Genomic DNA, 15,131 nt, shown 5'->3' on the forward strand with positions numbered 1-15,131 from the left:
ATTCTCCTCGGTGGGTTCGTTCGATCGTCCTCATCGGACGGCCCCGCTCGCGCGCAGACCCGCGAGCTCGTCGTCGGTGAAGCCGAACTCGCGCAACACCGGTTCGGTGTGCTCGCCGACGTCGGCGACGCCCTGCCGGGTCGTGGCCGGGGTCCGGGACAGCTTGACCGGGTTGCCGAGGATGCGGGTCGTGCGCCGCCCGCCGACCTCGACCTGGGTGATCGTGCCGTTTTCGAGCACCTGCGGGTGCGCCAGCGCCTCCTCGAGCGTCAGCAGCGGCGCGGAGAGCAGGTCGGCGGCGTCGAACCGCGCGATCGCCTCGTCCGTGGTGAGCGCGCGGACGGCGTCGCGCAGGGACTCGTTGGCCTGGTCCTTGTTGCGGGCCTGCAGTTCGGCGGTGGCGAACTCGGGGCGGCGGCTGAGGTCCGCCACCTCGAGCGCCTTGCACACCAGGTGCAGCGCGTTCTCCCGGAACAGCCCGAGCACGGTGACCATGCCGTCGCTGGTCTCGAAGATGCCGCTGTACCAGTCGGTGACCCAGTTCGTCTCACGGCCGTACATCAGCAGCGACGCGCTTTCCAGCGTCTGCAGCGCCAGGGCCGTGTCGAGCAGGTTGACGCTCACGTGCTGGCCGCGGCCGGACCGTTCACGCTCCAGCAGGGCGGCGAGGATCCCTTGCGCCAGCGCCATTCCCGACGCGTAGTCGACCACGGGAACCGGCAGGATGTGCGCCGTCAGGTTCGGGTCGCCCACGGTGCGGGCCATGCCGCTCAGCGACTGGGCGAGCATGTCCTGCCCCGCCTTGTGCGCGTACGGCCCGCTCTCGCCGAAGCCGGAAGCCGAAGCGTAGACCAGTCGGGGGTAGCGCTCGGCCAGGTCTTCGTAGGTCAGGCCGAGCCGGCGCACCGCGGCCGGCCGGTAGCTGTGCACCAGCACGTCGGCCTGCGCCAGCAGCCGGTGCAGCGCGTCCATGCCCTCGCGCGTCTTGAGATTGAGCGAGACGCTGCGCTTGTTCCGGTTCACCGCGACGAAGTAGGAGCAGGGGTCCCCCGCCTCACCGGCCGCGCGGTCCAGCGACCGCATCATGTCGCCGCCGATCCCGCGCTCGACCTTGATCACGTCGGCGCCGAAGTCGCCGAGCACCTGCGCCGCGAGCGGACCCTGCATGATCTCGCCGAGGTCGAGGACGCGGATTCCGTCGAGTACCCGGTTCACGACCGCACCTGCCCGGCGTAGACGTCCTTCGCGATGACCAGCCGCTGGATCTGGTTGGTGCCCTCGTAGATCTGGGTGATCTTCACGTCGCGCATCATGCGTTCCACCGGATAGTCGCGGATGAACCCGTAGCCGCCGTGCAGCTGCAGGGCGTCCGTGGTCACCGACATCGCGTTGTCACTGCAGAGGAGCTTCGCCATGGAGACCCGGGACCGCGCGCGCGGGTCGCCCGCGGTGATGAGCGCGACCGCGTCGTGGAGCAGCGCCCGGGCGGACTCGATCTTCACCGCCATGTCGGCGACCATCCCCCGCAGCAGCTGGAACCGGGACAACGGCTGCCCGAACTGACGACGGTCGCCCGTGTAGGCGACAGCTGCGTCGAAGGCGCCCTGAGCGATTCCGAGTGCCTGTGCGGCGATCAGGGCCCGGCTGACGTTGAGCTCGCCGTTGATGTAGCGGTAGCCCTGCGTCGGATCGGCGACGACCCGCCGACCGGGGATCCGGCAGTCCTCCAGGATGACATCGGTGGTCGGGCTGCCTCGCATGCCCATCTTCTTCTCGTGCGGGCCGAAGGAGATCCCGGCGTCGTCCTTGTGGACCATGAAGACGCCGAAGTCCTTCTCCCCGGTCCGGGCGAGCACGGCGTACCAGTCGGCCCACGGGGCGTTGGTGATGAACCGCTTCTGTCCGTTGAGGACCCAGTCGTCACCGTCCCGGGTCGCGGCCGTCTTGATCCCGGACAGGTCGGAGCCGACGGTCGGTTCGGTCATGCACCAGGCGGCGCCGGCCTCGCCACCGGCGACCCTCGGCACCACTTCGGCACGCAGCTCGTCGGAGCCGTGACTGACCACTGTGGACGTTCCCGCCCAGTTGACCAGCAGCACCAGCGCGGAGCTGGCACAGGCCGCCGCCACCTCCTCCACGGCGATCACCTGGGAGAGCAGATCAGCGCCGGAACCGCCCAGCTTCTCGTCGTAGGGCAGGCCCGGCAGGTCCGCGGCGCGCAGTGCGGCCCAGGCCTCCTCGGGGAACCGCTCCTTGTCGTCGACGTCCGCCGCGTGGGGCGCGATCTTGTCCGCCGCCAGCCGGCGCACGCTCGCCCGGAAGTCCTCGTACTCGGTGTTCATGTTCTTCCTGTTCCTCAAGGCTTTTCGAAGTACCGGTTCACATCGGTGGCCAGCGCAGGCCCGTGACGGCGCTGCCGTCGCGGGCGCCCGCCGCCTTGCCCGCTTCCTCGGCAGAGAGGCCGAACCGGGCGAGCACCCGCTCGGTCGCGTCGGCGGTGTCGGTCGGCCCGGGCACCGCGGCGGTCCGGGAGAACACCGGCACCGCCGGCACGGACTGCGGGCTGAATCCCTCGTAACGCTCGGCGATCTGGGGGAACCCGGCCAGCTCGTGGGGTTCGAGAACCGGCGTGACGCACGCGTCGACGTCGGCGAAGAACTTCGTCCACTCCGCCATCGGGCGCTGCCGGAAGGCGTCGCTCAGCCGTGTCTCGATCTCGGCGAAGTTCGCCGGGTCGAAGTGGTCGGGCACCGCACCGAGGTCGAGTGCCTGCCAGAGGTTGGCGAAGAACGCGTTCTCCAGCGCGCCGACCGCCACGTACCGGCCGTCGGCGCACTCGTAGCAGCGATAGGCCGGCAGTGACCCGGCGAGTACGCCCTCACCGCGCCGTGGCAGCGAACCCCGGCCCCAGTCGGTGAAGTTCATCCCCATCACGGACAGCACGCCGTCGACCATGGCGGCGTCGAGGTACTGCCCGCGGCCGGAGCGCTCCCGTTCGTAGAGCGCGCCGACGATGCCGAACGCGGCGAGCAGGCCGCCGGCGGCGAAGTCGGCGACCAGGTTCAGCGGGGGCACCGGTGGGCTCCCGGCCGGCCCGAAGGTGCCCAGCGCACCGCCGATCGCGAGGTAGTTGAGGTCGTGCCCGGCGCGCTGCGAGAGCGGGCCGGTCTGGCCGTAGCCGGTGACACTGCAGTAGACCAGGCGCGGGTTGAGCGCGCTGAGCTCCGCGTACCCCGCGCCGAGGCGGTCGGCCACCCCGGGCCGGAAGCCCTCCATGACCACATCGGACTCGGCGACCAGCCGGTGCAGGGCGGCGCGGCCCTCGGTGGTCTTCAGGTCGAGCGTGACGAATTCCTTGCCCCGGGACAGCGCCGGCACCGGCAGGCCGGACCGGCCGCCGCCGATCGCGATCACCTCGGCGCCGAGATCGGCCAGCAGCATGCTGCCGTACGGGCCCGGTGCCAGCCTGGTCATGTCGAGCACCCGGATTCCGGCGAGCGGTCCTGCCGCCCGGCCGGTCATCGGACATCCCCGGTGGGCCGGGAAAGAACTGCGGATTGAAGCAAAACCGTCCTCCTCAGCGAGGTCGCGGGTCGCCGCGATGGATCGATGCTCACCCGGAGCGCCACGAGGCCGGTACCTCCAGCTGGAGGTACCGGTTCCGGTGGGCCGCCGGTGATCGTGAGGAGCCACGGATTCCCGTGCAGCAAGCAACTTCCGGCCATTCGGCGAACAAGAGGAGCGATGATGCCTGCCCCCGCGACTGCGGACACCAGCTGCCAGGAGTACGAGCAAGTGTTGACAGCGGCCCAGGAGGCCGCTCCGGTGCTCGCGGCGATGCCCCTGACCGAGCGCGCCGGCCTGTTGCGCGCCGTCGCCGGTGCGCTGCGCGCGCATGCGGACGAGCTGGTGCCGCTGGCCGACGCGGACAGCTCGCTCGGCGTGCCGCGGCTCGCCGGCGAGGTCGAACGGACCGCCGGGCAGCTGGAGATGTTCGCCGACGCCGTCGAGGAGGGCTCGTGGCTGGAGGCGATCATCGACCGCGCCAATGCGAGCGGCGACCCGGACCTGCGGCGGATGCTGATCCCACTCGGCCCGGTCGCGGTGTTCGGCGCGAGCAACTTCCCGTTCGCCTTCGGGCTGGCCGGAGGCGACACCGCCTCGGCGCTGGCCGCCGGGTGCCCGGTGGTCGCGAAGGCACATCCCGCCCAGCCGCGGCTGTCGGACGCCTACGCCCGGGTGGTCGTCGACGCGTTGCGCGCCGCCGGCGCACCCGAGGCCACGTTCGCCGTGGTTCACGGGACGGAGAACGGACGTAAGCTGGTGACCGACGCCCGGATCGCCGCCGTCGCCTTCACTGGCTCCACGCCGGGCGGACGAGCACTGGCCGATCTGGCTGCGGCCCGGCCCGCCCCCATTCCGTTCTACGGGGAACTGGGCAGCCTCAACCCGGTGTTCGTCACCTGCGAAGCCGCCCGGGTCCGTGGCAAGGAGATCGCCGGCGGCTTCGTGGCGTCGATGTCGCTGGGCGCCGGCCAGTTCTGCACCAAGCCGGGCGTGTTGTTCGTGCCGGCGGGCTACGGACTGGAAGACCTGGTCGCCGCCGAGGCGGCCACGGCGCCGATGCGGTTGCTGCACGAGGGCATCGGCACCGCGTTCCGAGCCGAGGCCGCGCGGCTCGCCGCCCACCCGGCGGTCCGGCCGCTGAGCGTCCCCGAGCAGGACGCCACCGACGAGTCGGTCGTCCGGCCGGTCCTGATCGGCACCGCCGCCACCGAGCTCGCCCGGAGTGCCGAACAGTTGCTCGTCGAGTGTTTCGGACCGTTCGCGCTGGTCGTGACCTACACCGACGACGCGGAGCTGCCGGCCGCGGCGGACCTGGTGGAGGGCAACCTCACCGCCACCGTGCACGGTGAACCGAGCGGTGACCCGGTCGCGCAGGCCCTGCTGCGCGCCTTGACCGCCCGAGCCGGCCGGGTCATCTGGAATGGCTGGCCGACCGGCGTGTCGGTCGGCTGGGCGCAGCACCACGGCGGCCCGTACCCGGCGACGACGTCGGTGCACACCTCGGTCGGTGTCACCGCGATGCGCCGGTTCCTGCGCCCGGTCGCCTACCAGTCGGTGCCCGACACCTTGCTGCCGCCCGCGCTGCGTGACGCGAACGACCTCCGTATCCCGCGGCGGGTGGACGGTGCGCTCACCGCCGCACCGGTGGCTGCGCCGAGGTAGCGGCCCCTTTTCGGCGAGCACGACCGAGGCGGGATGAGGAGGCCGGCTCGGCAACCGGACCGGCCGAGGCTCGCGACGCGCGAACGCCGGGCCACTCGCCCACCGGCCATCGCGCCCGATTTCCCGGATGGCCGATGAGCATGGTTCCGCGCTCGCGGGCTCACCGGCAGCCGGCCCCGGTGGTTCCATGCCGACCTCCGCCCCGGTCTAGACCCGATTTCGCCCGCCTGCCCGCGTCGCCGCCGGTGAAGGCGCCCGGCTCGCGGACGGCGGCGCCCGAGGCACCGCCGGGCCGGGTGTCTCCGGGCCGGGTGTCTCCGCCTCGGTGGCCGACAGCGCCCGAGCGGATTCCGTTGAGGAACCCGGCTGGGGTGGCCGAATCAGCCGGGTAGCCGGAGAACGCCGTCCACCCGGCGGGGCACCGGGCTGGCGGAGTCGTCGCGCAGCTCGTCCGGCAGCGCCTGCTCAGGTGCGTCCTGCCAGGTGATCGGCCGCAGGAACCGGCGGATCGCGGTTGCTCCGACCGACGTGAAGAGGCTGTTTGTGGCCGGCCACGGCCCCCCGTGATGCTGCGCCCAGCTGACCGCGACACCCGTCGGGTAGCCGTTGAACACCAGACGTCCGGCCGTATCCCGCAGCGCGCCGATCCACTGTGGCTCGGTTTCCCGCGCGCCGAGATGCACCGACGCGGTCAGCGAGGCCGGCAGGCGGCCGATCACGGCCCTGAGTTCGTCCTCGGTGCGGTAGCGCACGACCACCGTCGCCGGGCCGAAGTACTCGGCGAATACCTGATCATGCAGGGCGCTCGCTTCGACCGAGACCAGCAGTGGGGCTACCCGGAAGCCACCTTGCCCGGCGTTGCCTTCGGCCACTGTGGACACACCTGGGGCCGCGCGCAGCCGGCCGGTGTCGGCGAGGTAGGAGGCGTGGATCCGCTCGTTGAGCAGTGGCACGACATCGGCACCCTCGAGTCCCTGCGCCGCGGCGACGACCACGGCGTCCCCGGCGTCGCCTGCCGGGATCAGGACGAGCCCCGGCTTGGTGCACAACTGGCCGGCGGACCCGGTCACCGAGGCGGCCAGCCCCGCGCCGATCTCCCCCGCTCGCTCGGCCGCGGCGGCCTCGGTGACGACCAGGGCGTTGAGGCTGGACAGCTCGCCGTAGAAGGGGATCGGGTTGTCGCGGCCGCTGATCGCATCCAGCAGCGCCCGGCCGCCGCTGAGGGAGCCGGTGAAGCCCACTGCCCGCACCGCCGGGTGGCGGACGAGGGCTTTGCCGGCCGTGAGACCGAACACGATGCCGATCGTGCCCTCGGGAGCGCCGGCTTCGGCTCCGGCGTCCCGCAGGATGTCGTGGACCAGCCGGGAGGTCGCCGGATGCGAGCCGTGGGCCTTGACCACGACCGGGTTGCCCGCGGCGAGCGCGGAAGCGGTGTCCCCGCCGGGCACGGAGAACGCGAGCGGGAAATTGCTCGCCCCGAAGACCGCCACCGGGCCGATCGGCACGAGCATTCGACGCAGATCAGGCCTCGGCCCCATCGGCGTCGAGCCGCTGTGGTCGATGGTCGCCTCGAGGTAGCTGCCCTCCTCGAGAACATCGGCGAAAAAGGCGAACTGGTAGCTCGTCCGGGTGAGCTCTGCGCCGAGCCGGGCCACGCCGAGCGCGGTCTCCCGGTCGGCGATCGCTACGACGTCGGCACGCCGGCTCTCCAAGGCGTGGCCGAACGCGCGCAGCAGCCTGGCCCGGCCGCCGCGGCCGAGCGCGTCGAGCACGGGGGCGGCGGTCTTGGCCGCGGCGACGGTCCGCTCGACGGCGGCGTCGTCGCTCGGCGGTTCCCCGCCGGGCAGGGCGGCCCCGGTGCGGGGGTCTCGTCCGGTGGTCATGGTGCTCCTTGGGGGTGTCAGCGGATCGGGAGTGGGGCGAGGGCGGGCAGGTGTCGGCGCCGACGACACCGAGCGGGGATGTGCGGGCCGCGGCTCCGGCTCAGGTGGTGGTCCAGCCACCGTCGACGAGCAGGATCTGGCCGGTGACGTAGTCCGACGCCGGGGCGGCGAGGAACACGAAGGTGCCGGCCAGGTCCGCGGGCGTGGCGAACTGCCCGAGCGGGATCCGGGCCCGGAGCCGTTCGGTGCGGTCGGCATCGCCGTAGATCCACGGAGAGGCCATGTCCGTGGCGACGTAGCCGGGCGCTACCACGTTCGCCCTGATCCCGTACGCACCGGCCTCGCTGGCGAGGCTGATCGTGTACTGCGCGACCGCGCCCTTGGTGGTCGCGTACCCCGTCCGCCGTTCCAGGCCGCGGACCGAACCCAGCGAGCCGACGTTGATGATCTTGCCGTAGCCGCGCTCGATCAGCTGCGGAAGCAGGGCCTGGGTGACCTCCACGGTGCCCCGCACGTTCACCCGCCACAGGGTGTCCAGCTCGGCCACGGTGAGCTCGGTGATCGCGGACCGCACCATCACCCCGGCGGCGTTGACCACCACCGTGACTGGCCCGGCGGCGGTCGCCGCGGCGCGGATCCGTTCGCCGATGTCGTCCGCCGTGATGTCGGCGAGCAGGGTGTCCACCGCGGCGCCCGCCTCGGCCAGCTCGGCCGCCGTCGAGGCCAGCTCCGCCTCGAGCCGGTCGACCAGCAGCAGTCCGGCCCCGTGCTGGGCGAGTGCCCGGGCCGCCGCCTTCCCGATTCCGCGCGCGCCACCGGTCACGACGGCGACGTTGCCCTCCAGGGAAAACAGGCTCTCAGACAACGCCTGCCTCCCGCAGCTCGGCGATCTTCTCGGCCGAATAGCCGAGCTCGCTCAGCACCGCATCGGTGTGCTCGCCCAGTTCTGGTGGCGGCGTGCGCAGTTCCGGTTCGCCGGAGCTGAACCGCACGGGATGCTTGAGCATCTTCACCTTGCCCGCCCGGGGATGCTCGAACTCCAGCACCGGATCCAGGTGCGTCACCACCGGATCGGCGAAGACGGCGTCGTAGTCGTTGACGGGTGCGCACCAGATCCCGTGCTCGCGGAACAACGCGAGCAATTCCTTCGCCGAGCGGTCGAGCAACAGCGGGCCGAGCGCACGCCGGATCTGTTCGCGCCGGCTGAACTTCACCGCCGGGTCCAGGAACTCCTGCAGTTCGGCCGGATCGCCGAGTGCCGCGCTGATCTTGGCGACCGGGCTGAGCGACAGCGCGATGAACTCGTCGGCCGTCTCGTACACCCCGTAGGGCGCCTCGTGGAAACTGGAGCCGAGCGGCTCCGCCGGCCGCTCCACGAGGCCACCGTTGAGGTGGTACACCACGGGCTCCAGCTGCAGGTCGAGCGCCGCCTGCACCATCGTCGCCTCCACCCGCTGGCCCTGGCCGGTGCGCTGCCGGTGGTGCAGCGCGGCGAGGATGCCCATCGCCAGCAGCGCCGCGGCATGCTGGTCGACGACCGCCGCGCCCGCCGGGGTCGGCGGGTCCCCGGCCCGGCCGGTCGCCGCGGCCAGCCCGGTCATCGCCTGCAGGAGCAGGTCCTGCCCGGGCAGGTCGCGGTAAGGGCTGTCGGAGCCGTAGCCGGACCCGCAGGCGTAGATCAGGTCAGGGCGCAGCTCCGACAGCTTTTCGTAACCGACGCCGAGGCGGTCGAGCACGCCCGGCCGGAAGTTGTCCACCACGACATCGGCGCTCGCCGCGAGCCGGAGCGCGGCGCGCTGCCCCTCCGGCGACTTCAGGTCGATCGTCACGCTCCGCACGTTTCGATGCGACAGCAGGAAGAAAGCGCTTACCCCCTCGACGTAGGTGTTGCCGCCGGACCAGGACCGCTCGTACGCGCCGCGCCCGGGTTGCTCCACCTTGACCACGTCCGCGCCGAGGTCGCCGAGGTACTGCACGCTCGCCGGGCCCAGCAGGAACTGGGTGAACGCGACGATCTTGACGTCACGCAGGATCTGCAGGGGTTTCATGATTTCTCCTTCAGGAAGCCGCGCACGGCCTGCTGCGCGCGCTCGGTCGCGAAAAGCGGGCCGCCGAGACGCCGCTCGGCGGCCAGCCCCGCGTCGACGCCTTCGGTCACGCTCGTCCGGACCGCGGCCTTGATGGCACGGGTGGTGGCGCCCGGCGCGGCGGCGATCGACGCCGCCAGCCCGGCCACCGTCTCGCGCAGCCGGCCCGCCGGAACCACCTGGTCCACGAGCCCGTACGCCAGCGCCTGACCGGCGGTGATCCGCTCGGTGGACAGCAACAGCAGCTGCGCCCTGGCGGCACCGACGAGGTGCGGCAGCCGCGCGGTGCCACCACCACAGGGCACCAGCCCGAGCCCCGCCTCCGGAAAGCCCAGGTGCGCTTGTTCGTCGGCCACCCGGATGTCGCAGGTCAACGCGAGTTCCAGGCCGCCGCCGAGGGTGTGGCCGTGCACGACGGCGATGGTCGGCTGCGGAAGGTCGGCGAGCGCGGCGAACCAGCCGTGTTCGAGATCGGCGCGTTCGAAGCCGCCCGCCTCGTCCGAGGGGAACTCCCGGACGTCGGAACCGGCCGAGAAGGCCCGGCCCCCCGCCCCCCGCACCACGACCACCCGGCACGCCTCGTCCCCCGCCAGCCGGCGGGCCTGCGCCGCGAGCTCGGCGCGGACGGCGAGCGTGAGCAGGTTGAGCGGCGGGTTGTCCACCACCAGCTCGGCCACGCCGTTGTCCAGTCCGCAGTGGACAGTCACTTCCCGCCGGCCTTCGGCAGCAGGTGCCGGGCGATGATCACCCGCTGGATCTGGTTGGTGCCCTCGTAGATCTGGGTGAGCTTCGCGTCCCGGTAGATCCGCTCCACCACGGCGTCTTTGGTGTAGCCGTAACCACCATGGATCTGCACGGCGTTGGTCGCGACCCGGACCGCGACGTCGGAGGCGAACAGTTTCGCCTGGGACGCCTGCAGGGCGAACGGCGCGCCCGCGTCCTTGAGCTGGGCTGCCCGGCGGACGAGCAGCCGCGCCGCGTCGATGTCGACGCAGGCGTCGGCAAGCATGAACTGCACCGCCTGGAAGTCGCCGATGCGCTGGGAGAAAGCCTCCCGCTCCCGCGCGTACTCCAGGCAGGCGTCGTGCGCTCCCGCGGCGAGGCCGAGGGCGAGCGAGGCGATCACGATGCGGCCGTTGTTGAACGAGCCCAGCGAGTTGCCCAGCCCGCGGCCGGGCTCCCCGAGCACGTGCTCGTCGGAGACGAGCGTGTCCTGCAGCGTGATCCCGGCGGTGGCCAGGCCGCGCATGCCCATCAGCTGTTCCTTGTGGTCGGCCAGGAAGCCCTTGGCTGGGTCGCCGTCGGGGCTCTTGGGCACGAGGAACGTGGTGAGTCCCTTGCTGCCCGCGGCCGGGTCGGTGCGGGCCAGCACGACGGCCAGCTCGCCCACCGCGCCGGCGGTCATGAACGCCTTGGTGCCGTTGAGCTTCCACCCCGACTCGGTGCGCTTCGCGGTGGTCTTGACGCTGGCGACGTCGGAGCCGGCGCCGGGCTCGGTGACCGCGATCAGGCAGATCAGCTCGCCGGCGGCGATCCGGGGCACGTAGGTGCGGATCTGCTCGGGCGTGCCGCGTTTGACGATCAGCTCGGACTGCAGCTTCGCCAGCAGGCAGGCGTTGGCGACCGTGCCGGAGACCCTGGCGAGCTCCTCCAGGGTGATCGACATGCTCAGCTCGTCGGCTCCGCTGCCGCCGTGCTCCTCGGGCACGTTGAGCCCGAGGAAGCCCAGTTCGCCCATCCGCCGGTACAGATCGTGCGGGAACTCGTCCTCGCGGTCGATCTCGAACGCCCGCGGCGCGACTTCGGATTCGGCGAACTTGCGCACGGTCTGCCGCAGCAGCTCGTGTTCCTCGCTCAGGTCACCGAGGGGGATGGACGTGGTGGTGGAAGTCATGGTTCAGACCCTCCGCAGGATGTGGGTGGCGACCGCGACCACGTCGCCATGCTGGTTCTTCGCGGTCACCTGGGACCTGATCTCACCGCGTTCGTCGTCGCGTTCGGCGACGGTGTAGGTCACCGTCACGGTGTCGCCGATGAACACGGGCTTGACGAACCGGACCCGGTCGTAGCCGTAGGACACGGCGGGTTCGTTGCCCGCTTCCTCGATGAGTTTCGTCGAACAGGTCGACATGTAGGAGACGATGAGCACGCCGTGCGCGATCCGGTGCCCGTACCGGGTCGCGCTCATGTACTCCTCGTTCACGTGGTTCGGGCCGAGGTCCCCGCTCACACCGGCGAAAAGGTAGATGTCGCTCTCGCCGACGGTCTTCGTGAAGGTGGTCGTGCGGCCGATCGCGAAGGCGCCTTCGGCGAGTTCGGACGAGATGGGAACCAGGTGGGTGGCGGTGGTGCCGTCAGTCATGGTGAGCCTCCGTTTTCGTTGCGGTGGAAGGGACTCCTGCCAGGTCGCCGCGCTTGACGTGCCCGCGCCACAGCGGTGCCAGCGCCAGTGCGGTGACCACGAGGAAGCCGGCCAGCAGGAAGAAGCCGAGGTTGTAGGAGCCGGAGCTGTCCACCAGCGCGCCGACCAGTGCCGGGCCGAAGGCCGAGGCGATGTAGGAGACGCCGTTGGCGATGCCGGTGCCCAGGCCGGTGGTGCCGCGCGGGGTGAGCTCCTGGATGACCGACCACATCGGTGCCAGGGTGAAGCCGAGGAAGCCGACCGCCGCGGAGATGAACACCACCGACATGCCGACCGTCCCGGTGGCCACGCCGAGATAGGACAGCAGCGCGCCGAGGACGTAGCCGCCGGACCACAGCAGCACCCGGCCGCGGGGCATCCGGTCGCCGATCATCCCGCCGACCAGGTTCAGCACGGCGGCGGTCAGCCAGGGAATCACGGCGAAGGTGCCGGACGAGGTGAAGCCCAGGTGGCGTTCGTGCTCCAGGTAGGACGGCACGAACGTGCTGATGCCCCAGAACCCGAGACCGTATCCCATGTAGGAGAACACACAGATCCAGTACCGGTAGTTCGAGAACAGCCTGCGCAGGCTGGCCCTGATCGGCTCGGGGTCGGACGGCTTCGCCTGACCGTCCCGGATGTGGCGCAGTTCCGCCGGGGACACCCCGGCCATCTCCTCCGGGCGGTTGGCGGTCCACCGCCACATCATCGGCAGGGCGACGAAAACGCCCACTGCCGCCAGCACGAAGAAGCTCTCCCGCCAGCCGAACACGTTGACGATCCACACGATGACCGGGAAGGAGACGGCGGGCGCCAGGAACAGGCCGCCCAGCCAGGCCGAGTTCGCCCGGGCGCGTTCCCGGTCCGGGAACCATTCGGCGACGATCATGTTGCAGGACGGGGTCATGATGGACTCGCCGAGCCCGAGCACGACGCGCAGGACGAGCATCACGACGAAGTTCGAGACCAGGCCCATCGCGCACATCAGGACGGTCCAGGCGATGATCGACCAGATCACCCCGCGCCGGCCGCCGATCTTGTCGCCGAGCGGCCCGGTGAAGAAGTTGCACAGGCCGTAGGGGAACAGGAACCCGGTGATCAGCAGGCCCTGGGCGAATTTGTTGCCGGTGATGCCGAGAGTGTCGGTGAACTCCTTGTTGGCGATGAGGACCGACACGTTGGTCCGGTCGAAGTAGGCGACGAAGAACGCGAAGGAGATCGCGATGGCCACCCGGTAGCGGCGGTTGGACATGGCTGTCTGCAAGGACATGAGGGCGTGCTCCTTCCACACTGAAGGGCAGTGTCGGTGTGGATCGGGGGTCGGAGGTGACGGAAACGGTCCGAAATGGACCGGTCAGCGGCGGGCGGTGCTGTGCCGCCGCAGGAGTTCGTGCGGGAACGTGATGCGCTGGCCTGCCGGGAGCGGGTCCGAGCCGAGGATCATCTCCGCGGCATTGCGGCCGAATTCGTACTGGGAGAAGCTGACGCTGGTCAGCGCCGGGTGCACCATCCGGGCCACCGGGATGTCGTCGCAGCCGATGACGGCGACGTCGTCGGGCACCCGGACGCCGGCCGACGCCAGCGCGTGCATCGCGCCGATGGCGGCGTAGTCGTTGAACGCGATGACGCCGTCGAACGAGCCGGCGGCGAGCGCCTTGGCGGTGAGCTCTTCGCCGGCCGACTCGGTGAAATCGCCATAGAAGACGAGATCCGGGCCGGTGTCGAGGCCCAGTTCCGCGACCGCCTGCCGGTAGCCCGCGAGCCGCCGCTGGGTGACCAGCCAGTTGGGCTGCCCGGCGAGGCACAGGATGCGGCGGCACGAGATCTCCGCCAGGTGGTGCACGGCGCCGGAGATGGCGGCCGAGTCGTCCACGGTGATCGACGGGAAGGGCAGCTGGTGCGGCCCGATCGTGACCACCCTGGTCGAGCTCCAGTCGAAGCCCTCGAGGTGGGTGTCGTCGTCGATCCCGCCGCCGGCGAACACGATGCCGTCGACCCGCTTGTCCAGCAGCAGGTTCACGCAGGCTTCCTCGCGGGCGGGCACGCGATCGGTGTTGGTCAGGATGACCACGCAGCCCGCGGCCTGTGCGACGTCCTCGACCCCGCGGGCCACCTGGTGGAAGTAGGCGTCGGAGATGTCCGGCACGATCAGGCCGATGCTCTGCGTCGTGCCCTTGCGCAGGGCCCGCGCCAGGGAGTTCGGCCGGTAGCGGAGCTGGCGCGCGGCGGCGAACACCCGGTCCTGCGTCTCCTGCGGGATCGCCGACGCCTGGCCGCTGAGCACCCGGGAGACGGTGGTCACCGAGACTCCGGCCAGCTCGGCGACCGCCTTGGCGGTGCCCGGTCGAGCGCCTCCGGTCATCGTGCGCCCGTCGGCAGCAGCCCGGCCTCGGCGAGCGCCTGCCGCAGTTGCCCGCGTTCGGCCTCGCTCACCCGCTCCAGCGGCGGACGCACCGCAGGGGTGAGCTCGTGCCCGAGCATGATCAGGTGCTCCTTCATCCTGGCGTACATGTTCGCCATCGGCGCCCGGTAGACCACCCTGGTGAGCGCCTGGATGCGGGCGTACTGCCGCTCGGCCTCGGCGAGGTCGTGCGCCCGGACCCCGGCCAGCAGGCGGACCTGCAGGTCGGCGATCACGCTACCGTGCCCGGACAGGATACCGTCCGCGCCCGATGCCAGCGCTGGTAGCAGGTTCGTGCTGAAGCTGGTGAGCAGCGAGAGCGGCCGGTCCAGCCCCTGCAGCACGCGGCGGGTCTCCTCGTGCTTGCGCAGGTCGAGGCTCCACTCCTTCACCGCGACGACCTGCTCGAGCGAGCAGAGGCGCGCCAAGGTGTCCAGGTCGTAGTGCATCCCCGTGAACTCGGGATAGGAGAACAGCACGAGCGGCAAACCGGTCGCGGCGGCGAGCTCGGCCACGTGCCGGTAGGCCATCTCCTGGCTGCCGCCCAGCGCCAGCGCCGGCAGCGGGAAGACGAGCAGCGCGTCCGCGCCCTCGTCTTTCGCGTCCCGGGCGTACTCGACCGCCTGGATATGGTTGTCCGCGTGGACGCCGGAAATCAGTGGCACTTTTCCGTTGATTGTCTCCGCGGCGAGCGCGACGGCTTTTTGCCGTTCCGCCCGGTCCAGACTGCTCACTTCGGCGGCGTGCCCGTTGCAGGTGATGGCCACGACGCCGTCGACGCCGGCCAGGTGCCGCACGTGCCTGCGGTAGGCCTCGACGTCGATCGAGAGGTCGTCGTCGAGGGGGAGGATGTTGGCCGGAATTACTCCGTTGAGGTCCACTGACTCTCTCCGCAATCGGTTGCGCAATGGATTGCGTGGACCATACCCTGACGAACACCGAAGTTGTCAAGAGGCAGTTCGACCTTCGCTCGACGATCGCCGAGCGGGTTGACTCGGCCGTAGCGGTTGCCTAGCCTTTGATCATCACTACCGAATTGCGTTCACCATTGCTGAACGAATCTGATCACGGTCGCCCTTTTCCCGGAAAGCGAAATCCGTCGCCTCGTCGACCTCGCTTCAGCCACAGGA

The 15,131-nt window shown here is 71.0% G+C and carries 13 protein-coding genes; 1 reads left to right on the forward strand and 12 read right to left on the reverse strand.

Annotated elements, in window-relative coordinates; all coding sequences use genetic code 11:
• Window positions 1-30: 30 nt before the first annotated feature.
• Genes EIZ45_RS24955 through EIZ45_RS24965 form a run of 3 tightly spaced genes read right to left on the reverse strand, consistent with a single transcriptional unit; the run spans window position 31 to window position 3,522 of the window.
• Window positions 31-1,215 carry a CaiB/BaiF CoA-transferase family protein gene (locus EIZ45_RS24955; RefSeq protein ID WP_134663894.1) on the reverse strand — a complete coding sequence of 395 codons (1,185 nt, stop codon included), beginning with the start codon at window positions 1,213-1,215 and terminating at the stop codon, window positions 31-33.
• Complete coding sequence (locus EIZ45_RS24960) at window positions 1,212-2,342, reverse strand: acyl-CoA dehydrogenase family protein (protein ID WP_134663897.1); 1,131 nt, start codon at window positions 2,340-2,342, stop codon at window positions 1,212-1,214. Before EIZ45_RS24960 ends, EIZ45_RS24955 begins: the two co-directional genes overlap by 4 nt.
• A 37-nt stretch (window positions 2,343-2,379) precedes the next feature.
• Window positions 2,380-3,522 carry a CaiB/BaiF CoA-transferase family protein gene (locus tag EIZ45_RS24965; RefSeq protein WP_134663899.1) on the reverse strand — a complete coding sequence of 381 codons (1,143 nt, stop codon included), beginning with the start codon at window positions 3,520-3,522 and terminating at the stop codon, window positions 2,380-2,382.
• A 225-nt stretch (window positions 3,523-3,747) separates the two neighbouring features.
• Here EIZ45_RS24965 and EIZ45_RS24970 point away from each other — a divergent pair, with 225 nt between their 5' ends.
• Window positions 3,748-5,229: an aldehyde dehydrogenase (NADP(+)) gene (locus EIZ45_RS24970; protein WP_134663901.1), complete on the forward strand. Its 1,482-nt coding sequence runs from the start codon at window positions 3,748-3,750 to the stop codon at window positions 5,227-5,229.
• 380 nt (window positions 5,230-5,609) lie between these two features.
• On the opposite strand, the gene EIZ45_RS24975 is transcribed toward EIZ45_RS24970, so the two are convergent.
• The 9 genes from EIZ45_RS24975 to EIZ45_RS25015 form a co-directional block, all read right to left on the reverse strand.
• Complete coding sequence (locus EIZ45_RS24975) at window positions 5,610-7,112, reverse strand: aldehyde dehydrogenase (NADP(+)) (protein ID WP_134663903.1); 1,503 nt, start codon at window positions 7,110-7,112, stop codon at window positions 5,610-5,612.
• A gap of 100 nt (window positions 7,113-7,212) precedes the next feature.
• Window positions 7,213-7,977, reverse strand: coding sequence for an SDR family NAD(P)-dependent oxidoreductase (locus EIZ45_RS24980; protein ID WP_167756551.1), 765 nt, complete (start codon window positions 7,975-7,977; stop codon window positions 7,213-7,215).
• Window positions 7,970-9,160, reverse strand: coding sequence for a CaiB/BaiF CoA-transferase family protein (locus tag EIZ45_RS24985; RefSeq protein WP_240690693.1), 1,191 nt, complete (start codon window positions 9,158-9,160; stop codon window positions 7,970-7,972). Before EIZ45_RS24985 ends, EIZ45_RS24980 begins: the two co-directional genes overlap by 8 nt.
• On the reverse strand, window positions 9,157-9,906 hold the full coding sequence (locus tag EIZ45_RS24990; protein ID WP_134663907.1) for an enoyl-CoA hydratase/isomerase family protein: 750 nt from the start codon (window positions 9,904-9,906) through the stop codon (window positions 9,157-9,159). The genes EIZ45_RS24985 and EIZ45_RS24990 overlap by 4 nt, the downstream gene beginning before the upstream one ends.
• Window positions 9,903-11,093 (reverse strand): acyl-CoA dehydrogenase family protein, encoded by a 1,191-nt coding sequence (locus EIZ45_RS24995; protein WP_134663909.1) that lies wholly within the window; start codon window positions 11,091-11,093, stop codon window positions 9,903-9,905. The genes EIZ45_RS24990 and EIZ45_RS24995 overlap by 4 nt, the downstream gene beginning before the upstream one ends.
• 3 nt (window positions 11,094-11,096) lie before the next feature.
• Window positions 11,097-11,561, reverse strand: coding sequence for a MaoC/PaaZ C-terminal domain-containing protein (locus tag EIZ45_RS25000; protein ID WP_134663911.1), 465 nt, complete (start codon window positions 11,559-11,561; stop codon window positions 11,097-11,099).
• Entirely contained in the window at window positions 11,554-12,870 is a 1,317-nt protein-coding gene (locus EIZ45_RS25005; protein ID WP_134663913.1) for an MFS transporter, read from the reverse strand. The genes EIZ45_RS25000 and EIZ45_RS25005 overlap by 8 nt, the downstream gene beginning before the upstream one ends.
• Window positions 12,871-12,954: 84 nt before the next feature.
• Window positions 12,955-13,962 (reverse strand): LacI family DNA-binding transcriptional regulator, encoded by a 1,008-nt coding sequence (locus EIZ45_RS25010; RefSeq protein ID WP_134663915.1) that lies wholly within the window; start codon window positions 13,960-13,962, stop codon window positions 12,955-12,957.
• Window positions 13,959-14,882 carry a dihydrodipicolinate synthase family protein gene (locus tag EIZ45_RS25015; protein WP_167756552.1) on the reverse strand — a complete coding sequence of 308 codons (924 nt, stop codon included), beginning with the start codon at window positions 14,880-14,882 and terminating at the stop codon, window positions 13,959-13,961. The genes EIZ45_RS25010 and EIZ45_RS25015 overlap by 4 nt, the downstream gene beginning before the upstream one ends.
• Window positions 14,883-15,131 lie beyond the last annotated feature (249 nt).

This window comes from Amycolatopsis sp. CFH S0740, from assembly GCF_004522315.1.
Taxonomy (GTDB): Bacteria; Actinomycetota; Actinomycetes; order Mycobacteriales; family Pseudonocardiaceae; genus Amycolatopsis; species Amycolatopsis nivea.

Excerpts from the sequence above, each read along its gene's own strand:
- EIZ45_RS24960 (WP_134663897.1), bottom strand. The coding sequence starts at position 2,342 with ATGAACACCGAGTACGAGGACTTCCGGGCGAGCGTGCGCCGGCTGGCG.
- EIZ45_RS24975 (WP_134663903.1), bottom strand. The coding sequence starts at position 7,112 with ATGACCACCGGACGAGACCCCCGCACCGGGGCCGCCCTGCCCGGCGGG.
- EIZ45_RS25000 (WP_134663911.1), bottom strand. The coding sequence starts at position 11,561 with ATGACTGACGGCACCACCGCCACCCACCTGGTTCCCATCTCGTCCGAA.
- EIZ45_RS24995 (WP_134663909.1), bottom strand. The coding sequence starts at position 11,093 with ATGACTTCCACCACCACGTCCATCCCCCTCGGTGACCTGAGCGAGGAA.
- EIZ45_RS24985 (WP_240690693.1), bottom strand. The coding sequence starts at position 9,160 with ATGAAACCCCTGCAGATCCTGCGTGACGTCAAGATCGTCGCGTTCACC.
- EIZ45_RS25005 (WP_134663913.1), bottom strand. The coding sequence starts at position 12,870 with ATGTCCTTGCAGACAGCCATGTCCAACCGCCGCTACCGGGTGGCCATC.
- EIZ45_RS24970 (WP_134663901.1), top strand. The coding sequence starts at position 3,748 with ATGCCTGCCCCCGCGACTGCGGACACCAGCTGCCAGGAGTACGAGCAA.
- EIZ45_RS25010 (WP_134663915.1), bottom strand. The coding sequence starts at position 13,962 with ATGACCGGAGGCGCTCGACCGGGCACCGCCAAGGCGGTCGCCGAGCTG.
- EIZ45_RS24965 (WP_134663899.1), bottom strand. The coding sequence starts at position 3,522 with ATGACCGGCCGGGCGGCAGGACCGCTCGCCGGAATCCGGGTGCTCGAC.